This is a genomic window from Halomonas caseinilytica (assembly GCF_001662285.1).
Lineage (GTDB): Bacteria > Pseudomonadota > Gammaproteobacteria > Pseudomonadales > Halomonadaceae > Halomonas > Halomonas caseinilytica.
Map to the genome: position 1 here is coordinate 203,863 of NZ_BDEO01000001.1, position 24,858 is coordinate 228,720.

The window sequence follows — 24,858 nt, forward strand, 5'->3', positions numbered from 1 at the left end:
CTGACATCGGCGGTATCGACATCATCCATCAGGCCATGCCAGGAGGAACCAAGCCATGACGATCAAGGTTACGGTCTGGGGCGAGAACGTCCACGAACAGACCAACGAGGTGGTAGCGCGCATCTATCCCGAGGGTATGCATGCCTGCATCGCCGCCGGGCTCAACGAGGACCCGCAGATCGAGGCCCGCGCCGTCACTCTGCAGGACCCCGAGCAGGGGCTGCCCGAAGCGCTGCTCGAGGATACCGACGTGTTGCTGTGGTGGGGGCATGCCGCCCATGGCGACGTTCGTGACGAGACCGTCGACCGGGTTCAGGCCCGGGTGCTGCAAGGCATGGGGCTGCTGGTGCTGCACTCTGCCCACTACTCCAGGATCTTCAAGCGCCTGATGGGTACCACCTGTTCGCTGAAGTGGCGCGAGGCCGGCGAGCGTGAGCGGCTGTGGGTCGTCAATCCCGGCCATCCGATCGTCCAGGGCCTGGGCAACTACTTCGAGCTGCCGCATAGCGAGATGTACGGCGAGCCCTTCGCGGTGCCCAACCCCGACGAGGTCGTGTTCATCAGCGCCTTCGAAGGCGGTGAGGTGTTCCGCTCCGGACTCACCTATAAGCGCGGCAACGGCAAGATCTTTTACTTCGGCCCCGGTCACGAGACCTATCCGATCTACTACGACGAGCAGGTGCGCCGGGTCCTCAAGAACGGCGTGAAGTGGGCGTGCCCGGAAGGCTCGCGTTGGATCGACAGCTGCCCCAACGTGCCGCCCGACCAGGCGCCGAACCCGGTGGAAGTGAAGGGCGAAGGTCTGCACAAACCGGGTGAGGAGGGCTTCAAGTGATGCGTCTGGCGATCATCGGCGCCGGCGGCATGGCCGGCCAGCACGCCCAGCGGTTCCAGGAGATCGCGGATGTCGAGGTCGTGGCGGTCTGCGACCTGGATGGCGACAAGGCACATACCTTTGCCGCCGAGCACGGCATTTCCGCGGTCTACACCGATCTCGAGGCCATGCTGGCCCGCGACGACATCGATGCGGTGAGCAATGTCACCCCGGACGGGGTGCACAAGGCGACAACACTTGCCGCCATCGCCGCCGGCAAGCATGTCCTCTGCGAGAAGCCCCTGGCCACCAATGCCACCGATGCTGACGAGATGGCGGCGGCGGCCCGCGAAGCCGGCGTGATCAACATGGTCAACCTCAGCTATCGCGACGCCCCGGCGATCCAGCTCGCCCGCGAGCTGGTCGCCGAAGGCCGGCTGGGGCGGGTGATGCACGTTGATGCCAGCTATCGCCAGAGTTGGCTGGTGAGCGATGCCTGGGGGCGCTGGGATCAGGACAGCCAGTGGCTGTGGCGCCTCTCCGAAGCGCACGGCAGCAAGGGGGTACTGGGCGACGTGGGAGTGCACATCCTCGACTTCGCCAGCTTCCCGGTAGGCGACATCGCCGCGGTGACCTGCCGCCTAAAGTGCTTCGACAAGGCTCCGGACAATCGCATCGGCGAGTATTCCCTCGACGCCAACGACAGCGCTTTGATGCAGGTGGAATTCGCCGGTGGCGCGCTGGGCACCGTTCAGGCCACCCGTTGGGCCACCGGCCATCACAACTCGCTGACGCTCTCGGTCCATGGCGATCGCGGTGCGCTGCGCGTCGACCTCGATGCGGCGCGTGACCGGGTGCAGGTGTGCCTAGGCGAGGACGTCCATCCTGCGCGTTGGGTCGACATCACGGCGCCGCCCACGCCGAGCATCTATCAGCGTTTCGTCGATAGCATCGAAAGCGGCGTCAACGACCAGCCCGACTTCGCCCGCGGCGCGGTCTTGCAGCGTGTGCTGGATGCCTGTTTCGACTCCGACGCTCGAGGCGGCATCCTGCACCTGGAGGCGCTCCAGAGCCCGTCTGCCTGAGCCGTATCGGCCCGCTGATATTCATCATGGCCCGCCATGCCGGGGCGGTGAGTGAGGCGCTGTCGCAGCGATTCGTCCGATCGGGCACAATCGGTGGCCGCAGAGAATGGCGGTCGGCGCGAGGCCGGCCGCCCGGTGACGAGGCAGGCGATGAGCAGACAACCGTCGAAGACGGCCAACATTCGGGAAATCGCACGGCGGGCGGGCGTCTCCATCGCCTCGGTCAGCCGCGCGCTCAACGACAAGCCAGGCATCAGCGAGGCGTTGCGCGATCGTATCCTCACCATCAGTCGCGACGTCGAGTACCGGCCCAGTGCCGCTGCCCGCCAGTTGATCAGCGGCAAGGCCGCGGTGGTGGGTATCTCGCTGGGGCGTCGCGACTTCGAGTTGCGGCCTTACTACATCCTGCTCTACCAGCACCTGACCGTGGCGCTGCACCGCCAGGGCATGGTACCGATCTTCTTCGCCCACGACCGCACGGCGACCCTGCCCGAACAGGCCGGCGCCGCCATCCTGCTCGGTGAGTTCGCCGACGACCCGCGTCCCGAACTGATGAGGTCTCACCGCGTGCCCTTCGTGCGCATCGGACTGGCCGGTGAGGGATTCTCGGTGGCGCCGGAGGATCGTCACGGCATCTACCTGGCCACCCGCCACCTGATCGAGAAAGGGCGTCGGCGCATCGCCTTCGTCGGCGACGAGCTGACGAGCCCACACAGCCAGCACCGCCTGGACGGCTATCGCCAGGCGCTCGACGAGGCTGGCTTCGAGGCCGAACTGATCGACATTCCGCCCAACCTGGATCCGGCCCTGACCGGTTACCGCTGGCTGAGTCGGCGCCTCGATCGAGAGCCACGCGCCTATGACGGCTTGGTCTGCGAGACCGACGAGCTTGCCCGGGGCTGTCTGACGGCCCTGGAAGATCATGGCCTGAACGTACCCGGCGAGGTGGCGGTCACCGGCTTCGACGACCTGCCGACCCTGGCCGAAGGCCTGACCACGGTGCGCCAGGACATCGCCGGTATTGCCGCCATGAGCGTCGACCTGCTGGGAGAGGCCCAGGCAGGCAAGCCGCCGCGACATGTCTCGATGCCGGTGGAACTGGTGGTTCGCGAGACCGGTTGAACGGAGGTGCGGCTGGCAGTACTGGCGGCTCGCACCGTACCCTGAGAGCAGGAGGACACCATCATGCGATCGCTGATCCAGACATTGCTGGCGCCGGTGGTATGGGTGGCCGAGAAGCTCGGCACCCGCCGCGAAGTCGTGCGCGACGAATCCGAGCAGGCCCGGACTGACCAGGCCTGCGAGAGTCTGGCGCTCTACCAGTTCTGGAGTTGCCCCTACTGCGTGCGGGTGCGTCGCGAGCTTACTCGTCTCGCCCTGACGATCGAGATTCGCGACATCCGGCTCGACCCCGAACATCGTCGGGCATTGCTGGAAGGCGGCGGCAAGGCGCAGGTGCCCTGCCTGCGCATCGAAGAGGGCGGTGAGACACGCTGGCTGTACGAATCCAGCGACATCATCGGCTACCTGCGTCGACGCTTCGGTGAATAGGGCGGGGAGCCTCGGTGAGCCTTGTGTGGCCCAGGTTTATACCTTTGGCATGCCCCCTGCAGTTCGCTTATATCGCTGGTTTCTCAGCCTATTGACCGGCAGGCCTGATGCACAGAGGGGATCCGCGCCCACCTGCATCGGGGCATCGCCAAGAGAGACAACCACGGCACTATCACGGTCGTTACTGTCGAGGGCTGACCTGCCGGCAGAGTCCGTACGCACGTATAGCGGTGCTATATAGTAGGGTAACTGTCACTGGAATGATTGGGTGTAGCTGGCGAAGTAAACGTCTTGAAAGTCTGTTTAAGAAGGAAGTTAAGTATGCTATCTAGGAGCTTTGATAGTTATTTAAGAATTCGGCATGAGCGTTGAGATGGATCTATATCGTGCCGCGGTTGATCTTGTGCAGGAGCGGTACCCGTATGGGTGGTGAGGCGCTTCGGCTGTGAGAACTTCCTCCGGACGAATAATTATCAGTGTTGCACCGGACACAAAGAACGATGCGTTAGCACTCTGTGTGGAGGTCGGTGCGTATCTTGAAGCACATGAACTTGATGAGGCCATTACTCACTCGCTATGCATCTGCCGTGATGATGAATGCTCCGACTTCAAGATTCTTTCACCTTGCGGAATCTGTCAGGAGCGACTCCTTTACTGGGGTGGCAATGTACTGGCTGCGATTACGAATCCGGAAAATGAGGTAATATTTAAATCGGTTCGGGAGCTGCAGCCTTTTCATTGGACAGGGGGCGATGGTGGCGAGCCATAATGTCGCAAACGGTTCGAACCTAAGGCCCTAGATATCACTACGCTTGGCGGCTATCGCGAATTTTGTATTTCGGCAGGATCAATTGAATGATTACAGGCACCAATCATATTACCTTTTCGGTCAGGAATTTGAATGATTCCATTAAATTCTATCGTGACCTGCTGGGGATGGAGTTACATGTGTTCTGGGACACTGGCGCTTATCTGACTGCAGGCGATACTTGGCTGTGTTTGAGTCTGGGAGAGCCTGTGCCCGCCAACGACTATACGCACGTTGCTTTCAGTATCGCTGAAAACGAGCTTTCGGAGTTGCGTACCAGGCTGCAATCGGCGGGCGTGGAAGAATGGAAGAAAAATACCAGTGAGGGTGATTCTATGTATATTTTCGATCCAAATGGACATCGCCTTGAGCTTCATTGTGGTTCATTGTCGAGCCGTCTGGCTGAGCTGGAGAGCTCTCCTTATCAGGGGCTGGTATGGTGCTGAAATTGTAGAGACTTAGCGGTAGGGTGGTCTTGCCGTTTCTTAGCGGCTATAAGTTTGATTAAGACTGGTCGTTAAAAAGAAAAACCTGAAAATCGTTATCGTGGTTTGTGATTTTTCACGAAGTATGAGGAGCTGTCGATGAGCAACCCGAAAGCCGATGCATCTCTGTATCTATTGACTGGACTCTTTCAGCGCCTCGAGTTGGAGCGTCCAGGCATGATCCAAGAAATGATCGAGGGGGTGGAAGGGGATAAAGCCTCCCTCCCAAGCGACGTTGGAAATCGAGCTTATGTGGAAGAGGTTTTCGATGAGGCATTGACGCTGCTAAAGCGTGCGAACAATACACAATAACTGCTTTTAGACTGATAAATTTTCTTTCGTCTGACTTGAACGAAAGCGGTACCTCAAGCAAGCCTCCGATCTGGTCGAAACTCCATCCCTGTCCGAAAGGAGTCACTCGTCAGGCGTTGGTAGCGCCTTCGTTCTCTTTCCTCACCCTGTTCCGCCAACGACCCATCATGGGCCGTTGGCGCAAAGCGGTGAATGTGAGTCCTTACAGCGTTTCTTCCAGGAGCGTGGCGAGTCGCTTGTGGTGCAGGGCGTCGGCGGCGGCGTCATAGGATGGGGCGTCCTTGGCAGTGAAGCCGTGGGCGGCGCCCTTGTAGAGCTCGGTGGTGAAGTGCACGCCAGCGGTAGCCAGGGCTTCGTCCATGCGGGCGATCTGCTCGGCGGGCAGCAGTTCGTCCTTGTCGGCGTGGCCGAAGTAGACGCGCGCTTCGATGGTATCGACCTTGCCCACAGGGCTCGAGGCGTCGTCGGCCTTCGCCAGGTTGGCCGAGTGGAAGCCGGCTGCGGCGGCCACGCGGTCGGGGTGCTCGGCCGCCATGCGCAGTGCGAAGGCGCCGGTCATGCAGTAGCCGACGACCCCCAGCTTGCCGCCTGCGAATTCGGCCTCGGCATCGAGGCATTCGAGCAGGGCGATGAAATCACGGGATTGCGTCTCGGGCGTGAGGTGGCCGGCATACTCGACCAGGGTTGGGCGCACGTCCGGGTCGCGGAAGGATTTGCCTTCCGGCACGATCTGGCCGGTCGCATCGCGGTAGTAGACGTTGGGCATCAGCACGGCGTAGCCGTTGTCCGCGATCCGCTGGGCCTTTTCATGATAGCAGGGGCGAAGGCCGCCGATGTCGGTGAACAGCACCACGGCCGGCAACGGGCCGTCAGCGTTGTCGGGCGTGAAGATGAGAGCGTCGATGGTGCCGTCAGCGGTGGGAATATCGATGGCGCGAGACATGAGAGGCTCCGGATGGTCGATGGCGGATGGATATCATCAGGGGCGAATGTCATGGCCCCGTTGGCGAGGCCGTCACGGCTCCGCACCGATGGTCAAGCGCAGCGCTTGCAGCCCACCGAGCTCGAGACGGGTTTCCTCCGAGAACAGCGGGTGGCCGTGGAGGCCCAGGTCGACGGTGGCGGAAGCGCCCTGGTAGCGTACCTCGGCGGTGATACGGGCCTCGGTGCCTAGAGGTGCCAGCGGCCCGTAGTCGATGCCGTCCACTTCCACGGTGCCAAGGCCAATGTCGGTGATGGCCTGGGCGACATCATCCTTCAGCGCCATGCCGTAGGTGACATAGAGCCCGCCATAGGCCAGGGCGATGATCACGATCAGGGAGAGAAGACGGCCCATCGTGGGTTTCCTCGTCGAAAGCGTGGGTCAGGTAGCGGATGGTTGGAGGGGCGGCCAGCCGCCTTCGCGAATCGCCGGGCAACTGTCGACGTCGTGATTGTAGAGGTAGAGCCAGGCGGGTCCGAAGGACGTGGCGTGAATGGCGCGGTCGTACATGCCCGATGCCGGGGCGCGCACGCGATAGTCCTCCAGGCGGTCGAGACCGGCAAAGGTGCGCGCGTCGACGCGGTAGACCTCGACCTCCACGCCGCGGGAGGGTTCGGCCTTGGCGCCTGGGCAATGGCCGAGGTCATAGAGCGTCGCGCTGGTGAGTCGGTCGCGACCGACGAAGGTGGCGCCTTCCAGCCAGTGGTGGTTGCGCAGGCCGCGCTTGAGAGTGCCATAGACGGCCACCAGAGGCGTTCGGGTAATGGCAAGGGCGGGGCTGTGCATGGGCCGTCGCTCTTCGATGTTTCAGACAATGCCCAGATTATCGGGCCCGAAGGCGTCCGGCAGCAACTCGTCCATGGTGTAGCGGCGCAGCGGCGTGCCCTCGGCGTCGACCACGCGGATCCGCGTCTCGGCACTCGCGAACTCGCGGATGCGCTGGCGGCAGTCGCCGCAGGGCGTGCACAGGTGCTGGCCGGGCCCGATCACGTAGACCTCGTGCAGGTGCCGTTCGCCGGCGCTGGCCATGGCGGCGATGGCCGAGGCTTCGGCGCACAGCCCCTTGTAGTGGGCCACCTCGACGTTGGCGCCGGCATAGCGGGTGCCGCTTTCGCTGATGACCAGGGCGCCCACCGGATGGTTTGAGTAGGGGACATAGGCGCGGTCGCGCACTGCGATCAGTGTCTCGACGATGTCCTGGGGAATGACGTCGTGATCGATGGCGTCGCTCATGCGTTGGCCTCCCGGGTGGCATCGTCGCGCAGCACGCTGTCCAGGGCGATGCGCATCATGTCGTCGAAGGTGGTGGCGCGCTCGTCGCTGGACAGCGAGTCGCCCTTGACGATGTGGTCCGAGACCGTGCAGATGGTCGCGGCCCGGGCACCGTACTCGGCGGCCACGCCGTACAGGCCGGCGGCTTCCATCTCCACGCCGACGATGCCGTAGCGGCGCATCATCTCGATCATCTCGGGACGCGGGTCGTAGAAGAGATCGGCAGAGAAGATGTTGCCGACCTTGACCGGCACGCCGTGCTCACGGGCGGCATCCACGGCATGGCGGGTCAGCTCGAAGTCGGCGATGGCGCCCAGATCGTTGCCCAGGAAGCGAGTGCGATTGACGCCGGAATCGGTGCTCGCGCCCATGCCGATCACCACGTCGCGTACCGCCACGTCGTCGCGCACCGCACCGCAGGAGCCGACCCGGATCAGACGCTTGACGTCGAACTCGGTGATCAGTTCCTTGGCGTAGATCGAGATCGAGGGGATGCCCATGCCATGGCCCATTACCGAGATCTCGCGACCCCGGTAGGTGCCGGTATAGCCGTACATGTTGCGGACCTCGTTGACGAGCCGTGCATCGTCGAGGAAGGTCTCGGCGATGTAGCGGGCGCGCAGCGGGTCGCCGGGCATCAGTACGGTGTCGGCGAAATCGCCGCGCTCAGCCTTGATGTGGGGAGTCGCCATTATGTGTCTCCTGTTGGGGAACCGGCCGGGAGAAAGCTCTCGCCGTCGTCCATGGGCGGCAGGTCGAAATGACGGGCCAGGCTCTGGCCGATGTCGGCGAAGCTGCTGCGTGCGCCGAGCGAACCGGGAGCGAGTCCGGCACCCAGGGCGAGAATCGGGATATGCTCGCGGGTATGGTCGGTGCCATGCCAGGTGGGGTCGCAGCCGTGATCGGCGGTGATGATCAGAAGGTCGTCGTCCTCGAGGCGTTCCAGCAGTTCGGGCAAGCGGGCGTCGAAGGCCTCGAGGGCGGCGGCGTAGCCGGCCACATCGCGCCGGTGACCGTAGACCATGTCGAAATCGACGAAGTTGGTCATGATCAGGGTGCGCTCGCCGTCGGATGCCATGGCATCCAGGGTGGCGTCGAACAGGGCCTCGTGGCCGCTGGCCTTGAGGCTGCGCGAGATGCCGCAGTGGGCGTAGATGTCGGCGATCTTGCCGATGGCTGTCACCTGGCCGCCGGCGTCGCAGAGGCGCTGCAGTACCGTGGGCGAGGGCGGCTCGACGCTGTAGTCGCGACGGTTGGCGGTGCGCTGGAAGCTCGCGGCATCATCGCCGTTGAAGGGGCGAGCGATGACCCGGCCGATGTTGTAGGGTTCGAGCAGCCGGCGGGCGGTCTCACAGAGTCGATAGAGCCGTTCGAGGCCGAAGGTGTCCTCATGGGCGGCGATCTGGAAGACGGAATCCGCCGAGGTATAGACGATGGGCTTGCCGCTGCGCACATGTTCTTCGCCCAGTCGGGCGATGATCTCGGTGCCGGAGGCGTGACAGTCGCCCAGCACGCCGGGCAGTTCGGCTTCGTGGATCAGAGCGTCCAGCAGCTCGGCAGGGAAACTGTTCTCCGGCTCGCTGAAATATCCCCAGTCGAAGCGTACCGGTACCCCGGCGATCTCCCAGTGGCCGGACGGGGTGTCCTTGCCGGAGGAGACTTCCCGGGCATGGGCGTAGGCGCCGCCGAGCGACTCGGGCGGGACGATGCCTGCGGCCCAGGCCCCGGTGCTCTCGTGGTGAGCATGGAAGAGACCGAGTCGACCAAGGTTGGGGAGCTGCAAGGGGCCGCGCTTGGTGGAGGCCGCACAGGCCTCGGCGATATGGCCGAGGGTGTCGGCGCCGGCATCGCCGAAGCGTTCGGCGTCGGGGGCAGCACCGATGCCAAAGGAGTCGAGGACGAGCACGATGGCACGTGTCATGGAGCCTCCCGGCGAATGATGTCGCGAATCAGGGTGGGGGATGCGGTGGCCTCGCCGATCTCGATGGCCTCGAGCAGTTGACGTTCGGCCTGGTCGGCCGCGGCGTGGCTACGGGCATGCAGGGTGGCGAGCGGCTGGCCGGTGTCGAGCGCGGTACCGAGTTCGGCGATATCGGCCAGACCCACTGCGGGGTCGATGGCCTCACCCGGCTGGCGACGCCCGCCGCCGAGCTCGACCACGGCCATACCCAACGCCCGGGTATCCAGGCTGCGCAGGTGGCCGGCGCACGGTGCGAGCACCGGGCGCACCACCGGGGCGGTGGGCAGGTGACGATCCGGGGCGTCGAGCAGATCGGCGGGACCGCCGAGACCGGCCACCATGCGTGCGAAGCGCTCGGCGGCCTCGCCCGAGGCGAGTCGTTCGTCGAGCCGCGTCAGGGCCGCTTCCCGATCGGGGGCCAGGCCGCCGGCCAGCAGCATTTCCACCGCCAGGCCGCGGGTTACCTCGAGCAGGCGTCCGTCACGGTGCTTGCCGGTGAGCACGGCCAATGCCTCGCGCACTTCCAGGGCATTGCCGGCGCAGGGCGCCAGGGGCTGGCTCATGTCGGTGAGCAGGGCCGTGGTCGGCGTACCGGCTCGGCTGGCGACCTCGGCGATGGTCTCTGCGAGTTCCCGCGAGGCCTCTGGCGTGGGCATGAAGGCACCACTGCCGACCTTGACGTCCATCACCAGGGCATCGAGACCGCAGGCGAGCTTCTTGCCGAGGATGGAGGAGACGATCAGCGGCAGCGACTCCACCGTGGCGGTGACGTCGCGTATTGCATAGAGGCGCTTGTCGGCGGGAGCGAGATCGGCTGTCTGACCGATGATGGCCACGCCGACTTCCTTGACCAGTTGCCGGAAGGTGGCGGTGTCGGGGTTGACGGAATAGCCGGGGATCGATTCGAGCTTGTCCAGGGTGCCGCCGGTATGGCCGAGCCCTCGGCCCGAGATCATCGGGACGTGGCCACCGCAGGCGGCGACCCAGGGGCCGAGGATCAGCGACACTACATCGCCCACGCCGCCGGTGGAGTGCTTGTCGATGACTGGACCGGGCAGGTCGAGCGCCGTCCAGTCTAGCACGTCACCGGAGTCGCGGACCGCCTCGGTCAACGCCACCGTTTCGGTGGCGTTCATGCCGTTGAGGTAGATGGCCATGGCCAGCGCCCCGATCTGGGCATCGCCGAGATCGTCACCGGCGATGCCGGCGACGAGTTCATGGAGGGTCGCGGCGTCCAGGGCCTGGCCATCGCGCTTGGCGCGTATGGCTTCCTGGGGCAGCATCAGTAGTCCTCCTCTATGTCGGTGCCTCCCGCCACACCGAGGGTCTCGAGGAGGTTGTCGAGCAGTCCGGAGGCGCCGAAGCGGAAGTGCTGCGGCGTGATCCAGTCGGCACCCATCAGGCGCTCGGCCAGCTCGAGATAGGCGCGCGCATCTTCGGCGGTGCGCACGCCGCCGGCGGCCTTGAAGCCGATCTCTCCGCCGTTGTCGCGAATCACCTCGAGCATGATCTCGGCGGCTTCCAGGGTGGCGTTGACGGCAACCTTGCCGGTGGAGGTCTTGAGGAAGTCGGCGCCGCCGTCGATGGCCAGTTCCGAGGCGCGACGGATCAAGGCCGGATCGCCGAGTTCGCCGGTCTCCAGAATCACCTTGAGCGTCTTGCCGCCGGCGGCGGCCTTGCACATTTCCACCAGTTCGCGGCCAGTGTCCTCGTCACCTTCCATCAGCGCACGGTAGGGGAAGACCACATCGACTTCATCGGCGCCGGAAGCAACGGCTTCGCGGGTCTCGCGAGCGGCACGCATGATGTCGGCGTCGCCGTGCGGGAAGTTGGTGACCGTGGCGATATGGATGGTGTCGTTCAGTCGGTGGGCGGTCAGGGCGCGCCGGGCCGGCACGATGAAGCGTGGGTAGATGCAGATTGCCGCCGGATGACCGGCCGGCGTCTTGGCACGCTGACAGAGGGCTTCGATGCGCTCGTCGGTGTCGTCGTCGTTCAGGCTGGTGAGGTCCATCAGGGCCAGCGCCTGACGGGCGGTCCGGGTGAGGTCGTTCATGGCGTGCTCTCTTCAAATGTATGACGGAGACACTGCAGAAACGCCGATGTCCATGACGCTCGGCGATCGACTCAGTGTGTCCCGAGGGGGCGCGGTGGCCCCCTGGAAATTATGGCTCAAGCGCCCAGGGCGATGAAAAAGCCGGCAAGTGTGGCAGACATCAGGTTGGAAAGGGTACCCGCCAGGACGGCCCGGATGCCGAAACGGGCGATATCGTGGCGTCGGCTGGGGGCGATGCTGCCCAGGCCACCGAGCAGGATGGCGATGGACGAAAGGTTGGCGAAGCCGCACAGGGCGAACGAGAGGACCGCCTTGGTATGGGTCGTCATGGCCTCGCCGGTGGCGGCGACGACTTCTTCCCCACTGATGTAGGGGGCGAGGTTGATGTAGGCCACGAACTCGTTGACCACCAGCTTCTGGCCGATGAAGGAGCCGGCCAGCGTGGCCTCGGACCAGGGAATGCCGAGCAGGAAGGCCAGGGGTGCGAACAGCCAGCCGAGGATCTGCTCCAGGCTGAGCGCTTCCATGCCGAACCAGCCGCCGACGCCGCCGAGGATGCCGTTGATCAGCGCGATCAGACCGATGAAGGCGAGCAGCATGGCACCGACGTTGGCGGCCAGGCGCAGGCCGGAAGACGCACCGGCTGCTGCGGCGTCGAGCACATTGGTGGGGTGATCCTCTTCTTCCTCGAGGCGCTCTTCGGCTGCCGAGACGCTGTCATCGGGTGTCTCGGTCTCGGGCATGATCAGCTTGGCGAACAGCAGACCACCGGGGGCGGCCATGAAGGAGGCGGCGACCAGGTACTCCATGGGAATGCCCAGGGCGGCATAGCCGGCCAGGACCGAACCGGCAACCGAGGCCAGACCGCCGCACATCACCGCGAACAGTTGCGACTGCGTCATGCGGTTGATGAAGGGGCGGACCACCAGCGGGGCTTCCGTCTGGCCGACGAAGATATTGGCGGTGGCCGAGAGGGATTCGGTGCGCGAGGTACCCAGTGCCTTCTGCAGGGCGCCGCCGAGCAGGCGAATGATCCACTGCATGATGCCCAGGTAATAGAGCACGGCGGTCAGCGAGGAGAAGAAGATGATCACCGGCAGCACCTTGATGGCGAAGACGAAGCCGGTTTCCTCGACATTGGCCAGGCCGCCGAACAGGAAGTCGATGCCATCGTTGGCGTAGAGAACCACCTGGCTGACGGCATCGGAGACGGTGGCAAGGACAGCCTGACCGAAGGGGACATAGAGCACGAAGGCCCCCAGGCAGGCCTGAATGGCGAAGGCGCCGATCACGGTTCGCAGGCGGATCGCACGACGATTGGTGGAGAACAGCAGAGCGATGACGATCAGGGTCGCCATTCCGACGAGACTCATGATCAAGGTCATGGCAGTGTCCTTGTGGTCGATGGCATGGAGGCGTTCATGTCGGCCTGCCTTACAGGAAGTTGTACTTCAGGGTGTAGATCATCGCGTTCTGGTAATGATCGGCGGTGCCCAGCTTGTTGTTGGAGTAGCGATACTGAACGCCAGTGGTGATCTCGTCGATCGGATGCCACCACAAGGCCACGGCACCATTGGTGCCGGTGCTGCCGGCCGGACCGTTGACGTAATTCTGCTTCAGGTATTCGTCATCGCGGTCGAAGGTCTGCTCGTGCCAGTTGCTCAGGCTGAAGTTCTCGCCGAAGGCCTGGAAATCGTAACCCAGCACCCAGCCGAGCATATAGCCGTTGTCGCCGCTGTAGGCATTGGCGTCGCTGTCGACCCAGGCCTTGCCGAGAAAGGGCTTGAACCACAGGCCGTTGTCGAAGGTATGGCGATAGCCGACGCCCACGATGCGGTCCTGCTCCTCGCTGTCGAAGCCGTAGTCGCGAAAATCGTAGACGTGGAGGTAAAGCGAGAAGGGCGTGTCGCCGAGATAGATGTGCGAGGTGACCTTGGCGGCGCTGCGGCGGTTGTCGCGGGTATCGTCTTCGAGCGTGTCGTTCTGGGGATTCTCGAAATCGTAGAAGCCGTAGAATTCTCCCCAGTCGAAACCGACCCCACCTTCCAGTTCCAGGTAGAAGAAATCCCCTTTGGCGGCATTGCTCGCGGTGCGTTGTTCCGTGCCGTCGGACCAGTCCAGGTAGTTGACGGAGACGTTGGCGAACGACCACTGCGGCGAGAGGCCTGATGCGGCATCATCTCCGGTGGCGCTGGCCGGTAATGCGGTGGCGGTCAGCAACAGGCCGGAAAGGGCGGCGAAACGCTGGGATGAGGCGAAGGACGGCATAATGTCGGCTTCCTTTGGAGTTGTTGTCGTGTGATGCGTCGGACAAGCCAAGAAGGGCGGACCATCACGGACGTCAATGCATGGATCCGGCCTGGCCGGATGAATGGGGATCGTGGTCGTCTAGGCTGTTATTCGAGTAACATGCGAATGTTATTTTAATCACAACAAGGGTCGCAACCCTGGCGATCAACGACGCATACACGGTATGGCAACATGGTGCGGCAATGTTGAGGTCGGGGGCTTAAGCGAGATAGCAGAGGTGGACGAGTGAATGAGCGCAGCGCGGCACGATTGAGGCGGCTTCAGATATCGCTGGCAGAAGGGGGAAGCTTGCGTCTGGCCGAGGCGGCGACGCTTTGCGGTGTCTCGGAGATGACCATCCGGCGCGATCTGGCGGCGTCCGACGGCGCCCTGGTACTGGTCGGCGGGCTGCTGATGCGTGCCGACGATCCCCGCCATGCACCGGCCTATGATCTGGCGGCACAGCGTGACCGTCACGCCGAGGTCAAGCGCCGGCTCTGCGAAAGGGCCCTGGCGAGCCTGGAGGAAGGCGACACGCTGTTCATCGACTGTGGCACGACGCTGATGCCGCTGGCGGCCGGCCTGCCATCCGACCTGTCGCTGACGGTGGTGACCTATGCCCTGAATGTCGCCGATGCCGTGAGTGCCTGCCCTGGGGTGCGGTTGTGGCTGCTGGGTGGCCTCTATCAATCTTCCTCGCGTTCCTTCGATGGCGACGACATGGCCGCGACCATCGCTCGCCTGGGCATCAACAAGGCTTTCCTGTCGGCGGCGGGCGTCCATGCCGAGAAAGGACTGAGTTGCTTTCACTTCCATGAGGTGGCGCCCAAGCGGGCCGCCATCGACTCGGCGGAACGCCGGATACTGGTGGTCGATCCCAGCAAGCTTGGGCTGGTCAGGCCGGCCCGCTTTGCCGGGCTCGATGACATCGACGAGATCATCACCGAGGAGGAAAGCGCGGTGGTGTGACCGGGTGCGACAACCTGCGGCAAATCGCCCCTTCCCATTCTGTTCCTGGACCCTCAGAATACTGGCCTCACGGCCGGAGCCTCCCGCCCGGCGATGTCGCAGCGAGTCGTCGCCGCGGGCTGCGAGCCGTGAATGTGCCCGAAGTACTCTCCACGACGGTCGTGGGCCGCTCCCCGTCAGAGCCCCGCCAGCGACCCGCGCCGGAGAGCGCTTCGGCGCGTGCATCGCCCGTTGAACTCGAGCGGGAATGCGTTCGCCGCCAAGCCCTGACGAGGTTGAAACATGAGAAGAAACCCCACCCTGCGCATGCTCGGCGTCCTGCTGCTGCTATCGCTGCCACTGCTGTTGGCGGGCTGCAGTTCGGCGCTGCTGGATCCCAAGGGACAGATAGGGGAGGAGCAGCGCACCCTCATCCTGACTGCCTTTGGACTGATGCAGATCGTCGTTGTTCCGGTCATCGTGATGACGCTGTTGTTCGCCTGGCGTTATCGCCGGAGCAACCGGGATGCCACCTACGCGCCCGACTGGGCCCACTCCAACAAGATCGAGGCCGTGGTCTGGTTCATCCCCATGGTCATCATTGCCTTCCTGGCCGTTCTGACCTGGTATACCTCGCACAGCCTTGACCCGCACAAGTCCATCGTGCCCAACGAGGACCAGCAGGAGCCGATGGAAATCCAGGCGGTCTCGCTGGACTGGAAGTGGTTGTTCATCTATCCCGAGCAGGGCATTGCCACCGTCAACGAGGTCGCCTTCCCCGAGGATACGCCGGTACGTTTCCGGGTCTCGTCCGGTTCGGTGATGAATGCCTTCTTCATTCCGCGCCTGGGTAGCCAGATCTATGCCATGGCGGGGATGGACAACGATGTGCATCTGGTCGCCGACGAACCGGGCGTCTATGACGGCCGCTCCACCAACTACAGTGGTGCCGGTTTCTCGGAGATGACCTTCAAGGCCCATGTGGGCACCCAAGAGGACTTCGAGGCCTGGGTGGACAAGGTGCGTGAATCGTCCGATTCACTGAACTTCCCCGAGGAGTACTACGCTCTCGCCGCGCCCAGCCGGGACAACGAGATCCAGTACTTCTCCGAAGTTTCTCCCTCTCTCTACGAGAAGATCCTTCAGAGCTTCCATGCCGGCGGCAATCATGCCGAGCACATGGCAGCGGTCACCGGTGACGGCCATGGCGGTGGCCATGGCAGCGATTCCGAGTCTCACGGCGAGTCCATGAGCGCGGAGGCAGCGGAGTAAATTATGTTAGGAAAACTGAGCCTTGAGGCGATTCCTTACCACGAACCCATCATCATGGTGGTCGCGATCGCCATCGCCATTGGTGGGGCCTTCGTGGTAGGCGCACTGACCTATTTCAAGAAGTGGAAGTGGCTGTGGACGGAGTGGCTGACATCCGTCGATCACAAGAAACTCGGCATCATGTATTTCATCGTGGCACTGGTGATGCTGATCCGTGGTTTCGCCGATGCCATCATGATGCGGACCCAGCTGGCCATGGCCGCAGGGGGCGCCGAGGGGTATCTCCCGCCGCACCACTATGATCAGATCTTCACCGCCCACGGCGTGATCATGATCTTCTTCGTTGCCATGCCCATGGTCATCGGCTTGATGAACCTGGTCGTGCCGCTGCAGATCGGCGCGCGGGATGTGGCCTTCCCCTTCATGAACAACCTGAGCTTCTGGCTGTTCGCGGCCGGGGTGATCCTGGTCAACATCTCGCTGGTGGTCGGCGAGTTCGCCCAGACCGGCTGGCTGGCCTATGCGCCATTATCGGGGATAGATTACAGTCCCGGCGTCGGGGTGGATTACTGGATATGGGCGTTGCAGATATCGGGTATCGGCACGACGCTAACCGGTATCAACTTCTTCGTTACCATCCTGAAGATGCGGACCAAGGGCATGACGCTCTTCCGCATGCCGATCTTCACCTGGACGTCGCTGTGCGCGAACATCCTGATCATCGCTTCCTTCCCGATTCTGACCGCGACCATCGCGCTGCTGACACTCGATCGTTACCTGGGGATGCACTTCTTCACGAACGATTTCGGCGGCAACATGATGATGTATGTCAACCTCATCTGGGCCTGGGGCCATCCTGAGGTTTACATCCTCATCCTGCCGGCATTCGGTGTCTTCTCCGAGGTCATCGCGACCTTTGCGCGCAAGCGCCTGTTCGGTTACGGCACCATGGTCTGGGCAACGGTGGCGATCACCTTCCTGTCGTTCATCGTCTGGCTGCACCACTTCTTCACCATGGGGGCGGGTGCCAACGTCAATGCCTTCTTCGGCATCGCCACGATGATCATCGCCATCCCCACCGGGGTGAAGATATTCAACTGGCTGTTCACCATGTACCGCGGGCGTCTCGAGTTCACCTCGCCGGTGCTGTGGACCCTGGGCTTCATCATTACCTTCACCCTGGGTGGCATGACCGGCGTGATGCTGGCCTTGCCGGCGGCCAACTTCGTGCTGCACAACAGCCTGTTCGTCATCGCCCACTTCCACAACGTCATCATCGGCGGCGTGGTGTTCGGCATGCTGGCGGGGCTGACCTTCTGGTTCCCGAAGGCCTTCGGCTTCAAGCTCGACGAGAAGTGGGGCAAGCGTTCCTTCTGGTGCTGGATCATCGGTTTCTACGTGGCGTTCATGCCGCTGTACGTGCTGAGCTTCTTCGGCGCCGTGCGCCGCATGCAGTCCTATGAAAACGGCGACTGGCAGTCCTGGATGATCATCGCCTGGGTGGGTGCCGTGATCATTCTCTGCGGTATTGCCTGCACCGTGATCCAGTTCATCGTCAGCATCCGTGATCGCAAGAAGAATCAGGATGTCACTGGCGATCCCTGGGATGGTCGGACGCTGGAATGGTCCACCTCCTCGCCGGCACCGTTCTACAACTTCGCGCATCTGCCCGAAGTGAACGACATTGACGACTTCTGGGACCAGAAGCAGCGCAATGGTGGCAAGGCGCCGCTCTCCAAGCCGCCGTATCAGGATATCCACATGCCCAAGGATACCTGGGAAGGTCCGCTCATCGGTCTGTTCGCGACGATCGCCGGTTTCGCCCTGGTGTGGCACATCTGGTGGCTGGCCATCGTCGGTGGCGTCGCGACGTTCGCGGTCTTCATGGCGCGTGTCTTCAGGGAGGACGTCGACTACTACGTTCCTGCCGCTGAAGTGGAGCGCATCGAGCGTGAGCACCAACAACGTGTGGAGATGCAGGCGTAATCATGGCAACCGACACCCTAAGCAACCACGAGGGTCATGCTCACGAGCATGACCACCACGATACCGCGGGCACCAAGGTCTTCGGTTTCTGGGTCTACCTGATGAGCGACCTGGTGATCTTCGGGTCACTGTTCGCCACCTACGCTGTGCTCCTCCGGGGCACGGCCGGGGGGCCCTCGGGGGCAGACATCTTCGATCTGCCGCTGATCCTCATCAACACCTTCCTGCTGCTGGTGAGTAGTTTCACCTACGGTATGGCGGTGCTGTCGATGAACGCCAACCGCGTCAACCAGGTCAAGGCCTGGCTGGCGGCGACCTTCCTGCTCGGGGCCGGCTTCATCGGTCTGGAACTCTACGAGTTCCATCACCTGATCCACCTTGGCTTCGGTCCGGATCGCAGTGCCTTCCTGTCGGCCTTCTTCACGCTGGTGGGGACCCACGGCCTGCACGTGACCTTCGGTCTGATCTGGATCCTGGTGATGCTGGTTCAACTGCAGACCAAGGGCCTGACCGACATGACGCGGCCGCGGATCATGTGCCTGAGCCTGTTCTGGCACTTCCTGGACATCGTCTGGATCTGCGTCTTCTCCTTCGTCTACCTGATGGGAGTCCTTTGATATGAGCGGACATGCCTCTCACGAAGAGCACAGCCACGGTAGCGTCAAGTCCTATGTCGTAGGGCTGATCCTGTCCATTGTGCTGACCATCATTCCCTTCGGGGTAGTGATGACCGGTTCCTTCGGTACGTCTGCCACGGTACTCATCATCGTGGCGACGGCCGTGGCACAGGTTCTTGTGCAGCTGATCCTGTTCATGCACATGAACACCAAGGCGGACGAGGGCTGGAACTTCATGTCGTTCGTCTTCACCGTGTCGATCCTGGTCCTGATCATCGGAGGTTCCGTATGGATCATGTACAACCTGCATCAGAACATGATGATCGGTTGACGCCGGCGGCCAGGATGCGCAAGGACTATCTCACCATCACCAAGCCGGGCATCATTGGCGGCAATGTGATCGCGGTTCTGGGCGGCTTCTTCCTGGCCGCCCGGGGCGATATCGATCCCTGGCTGCTGATCGCCACGGTGGTCGGTCTGGCGTTGGTGATCGCTTCCGGGTGTGCGTTCAACAACGTCATCGATCGCGATATCGATGCGATGATGGAACGTACGCGGACACGCCCCCTGGTACAGGGGCGTGTCACCCCTGCGGCGACCCTGCGTTTCGCAACGGTGCTGGGGATCGCTGGATTCGCGTTGCTGGCACTATTCACCAACTGGGTGACCGTAGGGCTTGCGGCATTCGGCTTCGCGATCTATGTAGGGGTTTACAGCCTCTACATGAAGCGTCAATCCGAGTACGGCACTCTGGTGGGCAGCCTGTCCGGGGCCATGCCGCCGGTGGTGGGCTACTGTGCCGTGACCGGCCAGTTCGACGGTGGTGCGCTGACGCTGTTGGTGATCTTCTGCCTGTGGCAGATGCCGCATTCCTATGCCATCGCCATTTTCCGACTGAAGGATTATCAGGCGGCCCGGATTCCGGTATTGCCGGTGGTCAGGGGCATCAAGACCGCCAAGCATTATATCCTCGGCTATATCCTGGCCTTCGTCTTCGCTTCGCTGGCGTTGAGCGTGGCCGGGTACGCCGGCCCGGGATATTTCGTCGTTGCCCTGGTGATGGGCATCTACTGGCTCTATCTCGCCATGCAGGGCTACCGCGTGAATGACGAGGAGCGCTGGGCGAAACGCGTCTTTGCCTTCTCGATCATCACCATCACGGCACTGAGCCTGATGATGTCGGTAGACGCCAGTCTGCCGCCCGCGACTCCCTTGTGGACTGCCCTTAACTGATCCTGCCTGTGTTATCCGGGGGGCAAATCCCCCGGATTCCTGCCTATACTGCAAATCGAAGGAACAATGCAGAGGACCGACGGACTCGTCCTGGTCCGTCTCCGGCAGGAGGTAGCGCTATGTTGACACATGTATGGGGCCTGATCGCTCACCCGAATCGTGAGTGGAAACAGATCAAGCAAGAGCGCGAGACGCTCACCCACCTCTACGAACACCATGTCCTGTTGCTGGCGGCCATACCGGTCGTCTGCTCCTATATCGGCACCACGCAGGTCGGTTGGAGTCTGGGAGGGGGCACCACCATACAGTTGAGTTACCTGGATGCCCTGGGAGCCGGGGTCGTCTTCTATCTGGTGATCCTGGCAGCGGTCTATGCCGTCGGCAAGATCATCCGCTACATGGCCAAGCGCTATACTCGTCCGCCCAGCCAGAGCCAGTGCATCGTCTTCGCCGGTTACGTGGCCACGCCGATGTTCCTGAGCGGCGTCGTGGCGGTCTATCCTCTGATCTGGCTGTGCCTGCTGGCTGGTGTCATCGGGCTTTGCTACACCGCCTATCTGCTGTATATCGGCATTCCTGCCTTCCTTAACATCAGCAAGGAAGAAGGCTTCATCGTCTCCAGCACGACCCTGGCCTTCGGGGTGCTGATTCTCGAGGCCCTGCTCGGGATGACGGTCCTGCTGTGGGGGTATGGCGAGCGCATCATCCTGTCGATCATCGGGTAGTCCCGGCGCATAATCTCGGTCTTGAAACGCGAACGGGCGGCCATCGGCCGCCCGTTCCCGTTGACGCCATCACGCTGCCGGGGCGTCAGTCGCCCGATTGGCGTTCGACGTCAATCAGGGCTCGCTCCAGCGTCTCGACGCTGCGCTCGACATTGTGCAACTTGTCGAGCCCGAACAACCCGATGCGGAAGCTCTGGAAGGCTTCGCCTTCGTCGCACATCAAGGGGACGCCGGTGGCCACCTGGACACCGGCATCGGCAAACTTGGCGGCGATCTGCGGGTCGTCGGTATAGCTGACCACCACGCCGGGTGCCTCGTAGCCCGGTGCGGCGACGCTCTTGTAGCCGTGTGTGGCCAGCATCTCGCGAACCCGGCGGCCTAGCTCGAACTGCTCGTCGCGCACCTTGTCGAGGCCGTAGGCTTCGGTCTCGGCCATGACATCGCGAAGCTGGCGTAGCCCGTCGGTCGGCAGCGTGGCGTGGTAGGCGTGGCCGCCCGCCTCGTAGGTCTCCATGATCGACAGCCACTTGCGCAGGTCGCAGGCAAAGCTCGTGCTGGTCGTTTCGTCGATGATCTCCCGTGCCAGGCGGGAGAGCATGACCATGCCGCAGCAGGGTTCAGCACTCCAGCCCTTCTGTGGGGCGCTGATCAAGACATCGACGCCGATGTCCAGCATGTCGACCCAGGCAGTGCCGGAGGCGATGCAGTCGAGCACGAACAGGCCGTTTTCCTCGTGGATCGCCTCGGCGATGCGGCGCATGTACTCATCGGGCAGCATCATCCCCGAGGCGGTCTCGACGTGGGGCGCGAAGACCAGGTCGGGTTGCTGGTCACGGATCGCCTCGACCACGTCTTCGATATCGGGAGGGGCAAAGGGTGAGGTGGGGTCTTCTTCATCCACGCGCCGCGCCTTGCGCACGTTGAGTTCCGAGGGGATCCGGCCCATCTCCAGGATCTGGCTCCAGCGGTAGCTGAACCAGCCATTGCGGATCACCAGGCAGCGCCGGTCGATGCCGAACTGACGGGCCACGGCCTCCATGCCGAAGGTACCACTGCCGGGGACGATGACCGTCGAGTGAGCACGGTAGACGCGTTTCAAGGTGGTGGAAACGTCGCGCATCACCTCCTGGAAATTCTGCGACATATGGTTGAGGGCGCGATCGGTGTAGACCACCGAGTATTCGAGCAGTCCGTCGGGGTCGACATCGGGTAGCAAGCCGGCCATTTCTCTCTCCATCGTGGGTGGCGCATCAAGCGTATTCCGAGGATATGCGCAATCCGTGCCGTAGACCAGCCTATCCTATGCCGATTCATAAGTAGGCCGCTAATGGAGTGGCCAGGGCGACAGCGGCGCAGGCCTGGGCAAAAGGAAAAACCGGACTCGGTAACCCAGAGAGGGCAACCAGGGAATGCCGACGATAGTGCGGGAATGTCGGTGGGGTAGCCGGGTCGTGGCAACGACCCGGCCCGGTGCCAGGATCAGACCTCCTTGTAGAGTTCGGCACCTTGTTCGCGGAATTTTGCGGCCTGCTCCTCCATGCCTTTCCTGACCGCTTCGCGGTCGCCATCGAGGCCCTTCTCCCTGGCGTAGTCGCGGACCTCCTGACTGATCTTCATCGAGCAGAACTTGGGCCCGCACATGGAACAGAAGTGGGCGACCTTGGCCGAGTCCTTGGGCAGGGTCTCGTCGTGATACTCCCGAGCGGTGTCCGGGTCCAGGCCGAGGTTGAACTGGTCCTCCCAGCGAAATTCGAAGCGTGCCTTCGACAGGGCATTGTCACGACGCTGGGCGGCCGGATGGCCCTTCGCGAGGTCGGCGGCGTGCGCGGCGATCTTGTAGGTGATGATGCCGGTCTTGACGTCGTCCTTGTTGGGCAGGCCCAGGTGTTCCTTGGGCGTCACATAGCAGAGCATAGCGCAGCCATACCAGCCGATCATGGCCGCACCGATTCCCGAGGTGATGTGGTCGTAACCGGGGGCGATGTCGGTGACCAGCGGCCCCAGGGTGTAGAAGGGAGCCTCGTCACACTCGCGGAGTTGCTTGTCCATGTTTTCCTTGATCAGGTGCATGGGCACATGGCCGGGACCTTCGATCATTACCTGGACATCGTGCTCCCAGGCGATCCGGGTCAGTTCGCCCAGCGTCTCGAGTTCGGCGAACTGGGCCTCGTCGTTGGCATCGGCCACCGAGCCGGGGCGCAGTCCATCGCCCAGCGAGAAGGCAACGTCATATTGCTTGCAGATCTCGCAGATTTCCTCGAAGTGGGTATAGAGAAAACTCTCCTGATGATGGTAGAGGCACCACTTGGCCATGATCGAGCCACCGCGCGAGACGATGCCGGTGGTGCGCTTGGCGGTCAGCGGCACGTAGCGCAGCAGCACGCCAGCATGAATGGTGAAGTAGTCCACGCCTTGTTCGGCCTGTTCGATCAGGGTGTCGCGGAACACCTCCCAGGTCAGGTCCTCGGCCACGCCCTTGACCTTCTCGAGCGCCTGGTAGATGGGCACGGTGCCGATCGGCACCGGGGCGTTGCGGATGATCCACTCGCGAGTCTCGTGGATGTTCTGGCCGGTAGAGAGATCCATGATGGTATCCGCGCCCCAGCGGATGCCCCAGGTCATCTTGTCGACCTCGTCCTCGATGGACGAGGTCACCGCCGAGTTGCCCAGGTTACCGTTGATCTTCACCAGGAAGTTGCGGCCGATGATCATTGGCTCGGATTCCGGGTGGTTGATGTTGTTGGGAATGATGGCGCGTCCGGCGGCCACTTCGGCACGCACGAATTCGGGGGTGATCTCCTCGGGCAGGCGGGCGCCGAAGCTTTCGCCAGCGTGCTGATGGCCGAGGATGCGCTCGACCTCTTCGGTACCCAGCGCTTGCCGGCGCTGGTTCTCGCGGATGGCGATGAACTCCATCTCGGGCGTGATGATGCCCTGGCGCGCATAGTGAAGCTGGGTGACGTTGCGACCGGGCTTGGCGCGGCGGGGTGTACGGGTCAGATCGAAGCGCAGCGGAGCGAGCATCGGGTCATTGGCGCGGCGCTGGCCGTACTCGGAGGTTGGGCCGTCGAGGCGTTCGGTGTCGCCGCGCTCCTCGATCCAGGCGCGGCGCAGTTCGGGCAGGCCACGACGCAGGTCGATGCTGGCCTCGGGGTCGGTATAGGGGCCAGAGGTGTCGTAGACCAGCAGTGGAGGATTGTCCTCGTCGGGACCGGAAGTCTGGGTCGGGGACAGGGAAATTTCACGGAAGGGCACTCGGATGTCCGGACGCGAGCCTTCCACGAAGATCTTGCGCGAGCCGGGCAGGGCCTGAATGGCGGCGTCGTCGACGCGCGCGCTTTCGGCGAGAAAATGGTCGGTCTTTGCCATCGGTCGGTCTCCCTTTGCTTGGATGATGTTGTTCAGGGAGGACAGCTGGGAAGGACATTGGCAGCCGGGCGGGAAGGCCCGACGGCGTGTCGCTTGATCCCTACGCTGGTCCTAGCCAGTTCAGGTTCAACGGGATCCATGCTGTCTCCGCATGATCTCAGCCGTCGTCAACGGCACCCCGTCAAGCGTGGTGTTGCCCGCCGTTGCTGGCGGACGGGTTCAGTGCCGGGAAGTCTCTGCCTGGAGCCCGGGGCTGATCCGGTGACAGGTCTACGAGGAGGCGCTATGAACCCATCCCTGGGCGCTACCTACGCCATTCATGGCGTAGGACCTCCTCTACGACCTGTCTCCGATGCCCCTTGCGTCCGCGCAGCCGGCAATGGATATCAAGGCAGTGGGCTAGTTTGCGCCATCCAGCCCCATTTGCCAGAAGTCGATCTCCAGTCGGGTGGCGTCGCGGAAGATGGTGGCCAGACGTGCGAAACGCTCGGGCGTGACCTCTGCCAGGCGGGCATCGAGCCAGGCGACTTCGTCGCGCATGGCGCCTTGGAAGTCGTCGCTTTCGTACATGGCGATCCAGGCATCGAAGGGGTTGTCGCCGCCGCGTATGGTGTCCTGGCGTGCATTCAGCCAGTTGGCGATTTCGCCGTAACCCACCAGGCAGGGGGCGAGCGCCACGTGCAGGTCGAGCAGGTCGCCGCGATTGCCGGTGTCCAGTACGTAGCGGGTGTAGGCCAGGGTGGCGCGGGCTTCGGGTAGCCTGGCCAGGTCATCCTTGGAAATGCCCCATTCGCGGCAGAATCCCACGTGCAGGTCGAGTTCCACGTCGAGGATGGTCTTGAGCCCCTCGAAGGCATGGCGCAGCTCGTTCAGGTCGTGGCTCTTGTAGGCGGCCAGGGCATAGGCCCGAGAGAAATGGATCAGGAACAGGTAATCCTGCTGCAGGTAGTGGCGAAAGGCTGCCGGCTCGAGGCTGCCGTTGCCGAGGGAGCGGACGAAATCGTGCTCGATATAGGCGCGCCAGTCCTGCTGGCAGGCGTCGGTCAGGTCGCTGAAACGATAACCCATCATGTCTCCGGTGTCGGGATCCGGAA

General features: G+C 63.1%; 27 protein-coding genes and 1 riboswitch. Of the genes, 14 read left to right on the forward strand and 13 right to left on the reverse strand.

From position 1 onward, the window contains the following. Positions 1–55 precede the first annotated feature (55 nt). The 7 genes from HSDC_RS00875 (at position 56) to HSDC_RS00900 (ending at position 5,055) form a co-directional block, all read left to right on the forward strand. The gene (locus HSDC_RS00875; RefSeq protein WP_064698041.1) at positions 56–835 is read left to right on the forward strand and encodes a ThuA domain-containing protein; all 780 of its coding nucleotides are present in this window, start codon (positions 56–58) and stop codon (positions 833–835) included. Beyond that, positions 835–1,899 (forward strand): Gfo/Idh/MocA family protein, encoded by a 1,065-nt coding sequence (locus tag HSDC_RS00880; protein WP_244534415.1) that lies wholly within the window; start codon positions 835–837, stop codon positions 1,897–1,899. Before HSDC_RS00875 ends, HSDC_RS00880 begins: the two co-directional genes overlap by 1 nt. 150 nt (positions 1,900–2,049) lie before the next feature. Beyond that, entirely contained in the window at positions 2,050–3,021 is a 972-nt protein-coding gene (locus tag HSDC_RS00885) for a LacI family DNA-binding transcriptional regulator (RefSeq protein WP_064698043.1), read from the forward strand. A gap of 63 nt (positions 3,022–3,084) precedes the next feature. Beyond that, positions 3,085–3,450: a glutaredoxin family protein gene (locus tag HSDC_RS00890; protein ID WP_064698044.1), complete on the forward strand. Its 366-nt coding sequence runs from the start codon at positions 3,085–3,087 to the stop codon at positions 3,448–3,450. 445 nt (positions 3,451–3,895) lie between these two features. Then, positions 3,896–4,219: a cytidine deaminase gene (locus HSDC_RS17070; protein WP_211612768.1), complete on the forward strand. Its 324-nt coding sequence runs from the start codon at positions 3,896–3,898 to the stop codon at positions 4,217–4,219. 86 nt (positions 4,220–4,305) lie between these two features. Then, on the forward strand, positions 4,306–4,704 hold the full coding sequence (gene fos, locus HSDC_RS00895; RefSeq protein WP_064698045.1) for a fosfomycin resistance glutathione transferase: 399 nt from the start codon (positions 4,306–4,308) through the stop codon (positions 4,702–4,704). A 138-nt stretch (positions 4,705–4,842) separates the two neighbouring features. Beyond that, complete coding sequence (locus tag HSDC_RS00900; protein ID WP_064698046.1) at positions 4,843–5,055, forward strand: hypothetical protein; 213 nt, start codon at positions 4,843–4,845, stop codon at positions 5,053–5,055. Between the two features lie 202 nt (positions 5,056–5,257). Here the strand turns inward: HSDC_RS00900 and HSDC_RS00905 are convergent, their stop codons facing one another. The 10 genes from HSDC_RS00905 to HSDC_RS00950 all read right to left on the reverse strand — a co-directional run bounded on the left by HSDC_RS00905 (position 5,258) and on the right by HSDC_RS00950 (position 13,593). Continuing rightward, positions 5,258–5,998, reverse strand: a complete 741-nt coding sequence (locus HSDC_RS00905) for a dienelactone hydrolase family protein (protein WP_064698047.1) — start codon at positions 5,996–5,998, stop codon at positions 5,258–5,260. A gap of 72 nt (positions 5,999–6,070) precedes the next feature. After that, positions 6,071–6,391 (reverse strand): hypothetical protein, encoded by a 321-nt coding sequence (locus HSDC_RS00910; RefSeq protein WP_064698048.1) that lies wholly within the window; start codon positions 6,389–6,391, stop codon positions 6,071–6,073. 27 nt (positions 6,392–6,418) lie between these two features. Next, a complete protein-coding gene (locus tag HSDC_RS00915; RefSeq protein ID WP_064698049.1) occupies positions 6,419–6,823 on the reverse strand; it encodes a gamma-glutamylcyclotransferase family protein in 405 nt (134 codons plus the stop codon). A gap of 21 nt (positions 6,824–6,844) precedes the next feature. Next, positions 6,845–7,270 carry a cytidine deaminase gene (gene cdd / locus HSDC_RS00920; protein WP_064698050.1) on the reverse strand — a complete coding sequence of 142 codons (426 nt, stop codon included), beginning with the start codon at positions 7,268–7,270 and terminating at the stop codon, positions 6,845–6,847. Beyond that, positions 7,267–8,001 (reverse strand): purine-nucleoside phosphorylase, encoded by a 735-nt coding sequence (gene deoD, locus HSDC_RS00925; protein WP_064698051.1) that lies wholly within the window; start codon positions 7,999–8,001, stop codon positions 7,267–7,269. Before deoD ends, cdd begins: the two co-directional genes overlap by 4 nt. Next, positions 8,001–9,230 (reverse strand): phosphopentomutase, encoded by a 1,230-nt coding sequence (locus HSDC_RS00930; RefSeq protein ID WP_064698052.1) that lies wholly within the window; start codon positions 9,228–9,230, stop codon positions 8,001–8,003. Before HSDC_RS00930 ends, deoD begins: the two co-directional genes overlap by 1 nt. Continuing rightward, positions 9,227–10,552, reverse strand: coding sequence for a thymidine phosphorylase (gene deoA / locus HSDC_RS00935; RefSeq protein WP_064698053.1), 1,326 nt, complete (start codon positions 10,550–10,552; stop codon positions 9,227–9,229). The genes HSDC_RS00930 and deoA overlap by 4 nt, the downstream gene beginning before the upstream one ends. Next, positions 10,552–11,325: a deoxyribose-phosphate aldolase gene (gene deoC / locus HSDC_RS00940; RefSeq protein WP_064698054.1), complete on the reverse strand. Its 774-nt coding sequence runs from the start codon at positions 11,323–11,325 to the stop codon at positions 10,552–10,554. The genes deoA and deoC overlap by 1 nt, the downstream gene beginning before the upstream one ends. Before the next feature lie 116 nt (positions 11,326–11,441). Further along, positions 11,442–12,710, reverse strand: a complete 1,269-nt coding sequence (locus HSDC_RS00945; RefSeq protein ID WP_064698055.1) for a NupC/NupG family nucleoside CNT transporter — start codon at positions 12,708–12,710, stop codon at positions 11,442–11,444. Between the two features lie 49 nt (positions 12,711–12,759). After that, positions 12,760–13,593: an outer membrane protein OmpK gene (locus HSDC_RS00950; protein WP_064698056.1), complete on the reverse strand. Its 834-nt coding sequence runs from the start codon at positions 13,591–13,593 to the stop codon at positions 12,760–12,762. A gap of 267 nt (positions 13,594–13,860) precedes the next feature. Here HSDC_RS00950 and HSDC_RS00955 point away from each other — a divergent pair, with 267 nt between their 5' ends. The 7 genes from HSDC_RS00955 (at position 13,861) to HSDC_RS00985 (ending at position 20,395) form a co-directional block, all read left to right on the forward strand. Continuing rightward, on the forward strand, positions 13,861–14,583 hold the full coding sequence (locus tag HSDC_RS00955) for a DeoR/GlpR family DNA-binding transcription regulator (RefSeq protein WP_064698057.1): 723 nt from the start codon (positions 13,861–13,863) through the stop codon (positions 14,581–14,583). A 282-nt stretch (positions 14,584–14,865) separates the two neighbouring features. Continuing rightward, entirely contained in the window at positions 14,866–15,834 is a 969-nt protein-coding gene (gene cyoA / locus HSDC_RS00960; RefSeq protein ID WP_064698058.1) for a ubiquinol oxidase subunit II, read from the forward strand. 3 nt (positions 15,835–15,837) lie between these two features. After that, on the forward strand, positions 15,838–17,820 hold the full coding sequence (gene cyoB / locus HSDC_RS00965; protein ID WP_064698059.1) for a cytochrome o ubiquinol oxidase subunit I: 1,983 nt from the start codon (positions 15,838–15,840) through the stop codon (positions 17,818–17,820). A gap of 2 nt (positions 17,821–17,822) precedes the next feature. Beyond that, the gene (locus tag HSDC_RS00970; protein ID WP_064698060.1) at positions 17,823–18,437 is read left to right on the forward strand and encodes a cytochrome o ubiquinol oxidase subunit III; all 615 of its coding nucleotides are present in this window, start codon (positions 17,823–17,825) and stop codon (positions 18,435–18,437) included. Between the two features lies 1 nt (position 18,438). Then, on the forward strand, positions 18,439–18,768 hold the full coding sequence (cyoD, locus tag HSDC_RS00975; protein WP_064698061.1) for a cytochrome o ubiquinol oxidase subunit IV: 330 nt from the start codon (positions 18,439–18,441) through the stop codon (positions 18,766–18,768). Next, positions 18,726–19,670 carry a heme o synthase gene (gene cyoE, locus HSDC_RS00980; protein WP_064698062.1) on the forward strand — a complete coding sequence of 315 codons (945 nt, stop codon included), beginning with the start codon at positions 18,726–18,728 and terminating at the stop codon, positions 19,668–19,670. The genes cyoD and cyoE overlap by 43 nt, the downstream gene beginning before the upstream one ends. A 119-nt stretch (positions 19,671–19,789) precedes the next feature. Continuing rightward, entirely contained in the window at positions 19,790–20,395 is a 606-nt protein-coding gene (locus HSDC_RS00985; RefSeq protein ID WP_073292021.1) for a Yip1 family protein, read from the forward strand. A gap of 85 nt (positions 20,396–20,480) precedes the next feature. Here the strand turns inward: HSDC_RS00985 and HSDC_RS00990 are convergent, their stop codons facing one another. The 3 genes from HSDC_RS00990 to tenA all read right to left on the reverse strand — a co-directional run bounded on the left by HSDC_RS00990 (position 20,481) and on the right by tenA (position 24,832). Then, positions 20,481–21,620, reverse strand: coding sequence for an aminotransferase class V-fold PLP-dependent enzyme (locus tag HSDC_RS00990; protein WP_064698063.1), 1,140 nt, complete (start codon positions 21,618–21,620; stop codon positions 20,481–20,483). 254 nt (positions 21,621–21,874) lie between these two features. After that, positions 21,875–23,764 carry a phosphomethylpyrimidine synthase ThiC gene (gene thiC / locus HSDC_RS00995; protein WP_064698064.1) on the reverse strand — a complete coding sequence of 630 codons (1,890 nt, stop codon included), beginning with the start codon at positions 23,762–23,764 and terminating at the stop codon, positions 21,875–21,877. A gap of 80 nt (positions 23,765–23,844) precedes the next feature. Then, positions 23,845–23,955: riboswitch (TPP riboswitch) on the reverse strand. 208 nt (positions 23,956–24,163) lie between these two features. Then, positions 24,164–24,832: a thiaminase II gene (gene tenA / locus HSDC_RS01000; RefSeq protein ID WP_064698065.1), complete on the reverse strand. Its 669-nt coding sequence runs from the start codon at positions 24,830–24,832 to the stop codon at positions 24,164–24,166. Positions 24,833–24,858 lie beyond the last annotated feature (26 nt).

What these genes read in the sequence shown, in the direction of transcription:
- cyoD (WP_064698061.1), top strand. Translation starts at nt 18,439, where the DNA reads ATGAGCGGACATGCCTCTCACGAAGAGCACAGCCACGGTAGCGTCAAG.
- HSDC_RS00930 (WP_064698052.1), bottom strand. Translation starts at nt 9,230, where the DNA reads ATGACACGTGCCATCGTGCTCGTCCTCGACTCCTTTGGCATCGGTGCT.
- HSDC_RS00910 (WP_064698048.1), bottom strand. Translation starts at nt 6,391, where the DNA reads ATGGGCCGTCTTCTCTCCCTGATCGTGATCATCGCCCTGGCCTATGGC.
- cyoA (WP_064698058.1), top strand. Translation starts at nt 14,866, where the DNA reads ATGAGAAGAAACCCCACCCTGCGCATGCTCGGCGTCCTGCTGCTGCTA.
- tenA (WP_064698065.1), bottom strand. Translation starts at nt 24,832, where the DNA reads ATGGGTTATCGTTTCAGCGACCTGACCGACGCCTGCCAGCAGGACTGG.
- HSDC_RS00970 (WP_064698060.1), top strand. Translation starts at nt 17,823, where the DNA reads ATGGCAACCGACACCCTAAGCAACCACGAGGGTCATGCTCACGAGCAT.
- deoC (WP_064698054.1), bottom strand. Translation starts at nt 11,325, where the DNA reads ATGAACGACCTCACCCGGACCGCCCGTCAGGCGCTGGCCCTGATGGAC.
- HSDC_RS00880 (WP_244534415.1), top strand. Translation starts at nt 835, where the DNA reads ATGCGTCTGGCGATCATCGGCGCCGGCGGCATGGCCGGCCAGCACGCC.
- HSDC_RS00990 (WP_064698063.1), bottom strand. Translation starts at nt 21,620, where the DNA reads ATGGCCGGCTTGCTACCCGATGTCGACCCCGACGGACTGCTCGAATAC.
- HSDC_RS00885 (WP_064698043.1), top strand. Translation starts at nt 2,050, where the DNA reads ATGAGCAGACAACCGTCGAAGACGGCCAACATTCGGGAAATCGCACGG.
- fos (WP_064698045.1), top strand. Translation starts at nt 4,306, where the DNA reads ATGATTACAGGCACCAATCATATTACCTTTTCGGTCAGGAATTTGAAT.
- cyoE (WP_064698062.1), top strand. Translation starts at nt 18,726, where the DNA reads ATGGATCATGTACAACCTGCATCAGAACATGATGATCGGTTGACGCCG.
- HSDC_RS00905 (WP_064698047.1), bottom strand. Translation starts at nt 5,998, where the DNA reads ATGTCTCGCGCCATCGATATTCCCACCGCTGACGGCACCATCGACGCT.
- HSDC_RS00890 (WP_064698044.1), top strand. Translation starts at nt 3,085, where the DNA reads ATGCGATCGCTGATCCAGACATTGCTGGCGCCGGTGGTATGGGTGGCC.
- thiC (WP_064698064.1), bottom strand. Translation starts at nt 23,764, where the DNA reads ATGGCAAAGACCGACCATTTTCTCGCCGAAAGCGCGCGCGTCGACGAC.
- HSDC_RS00900 (WP_064698046.1), top strand. Translation starts at nt 4,843, where the DNA reads ATGAGCAACCCGAAAGCCGATGCATCTCTGTATCTATTGACTGGACTC.
- deoA (WP_064698053.1), bottom strand. Translation starts at nt 10,552, where the DNA reads ATGCTGCCCCAGGAAGCCATACGCGCCAAGCGCGATGGCCAGGCCCTG.
- HSDC_RS00875 (WP_064698041.1), top strand. Translation starts at nt 56, where the DNA reads ATGACGATCAAGGTTACGGTCTGGGGCGAGAACGTCCACGAACAGACC.
- cyoB (WP_064698059.1), top strand. Translation starts at nt 15,838, where the DNA reads ATGTTAGGAAAACTGAGCCTTGAGGCGATTCCTTACCACGAACCCATC.
- HSDC_RS00950 (WP_064698056.1), bottom strand. Translation starts at nt 13,593, where the DNA reads ATGCCGTCCTTCGCCTCATCCCAGCGTTTCGCCGCCCTTTCCGGCCTG.
- HSDC_RS00985 (WP_073292021.1), top strand. Translation starts at nt 19,790, where the DNA reads ATGTTGACACATGTATGGGGCCTGATCGCTCACCCGAATCGTGAGTGG.
- HSDC_RS00945 (WP_064698055.1), bottom strand. Translation starts at nt 12,710, where the DNA reads ATGACCTTGATCATGAGTCTCGTCGGAATGGCGACCCTGATCGTCATC.
- cdd (WP_064698050.1), bottom strand. Translation starts at nt 7,270, where the DNA reads ATGAGCGACGCCATCGATCACGACGTCATTCCCCAGGACATCGTCGAG.
- HSDC_RS00915 (WP_064698049.1), bottom strand. Translation starts at nt 6,823, where the DNA reads ATGCACAGCCCCGCCCTTGCCATTACCCGAACGCCTCTGGTGGCCGTC.
- deoD (WP_064698051.1), bottom strand. Translation starts at nt 8,001, where the DNA reads ATGGCGACTCCCCACATCAAGGCTGAGCGCGGCGATTTCGCCGACACC.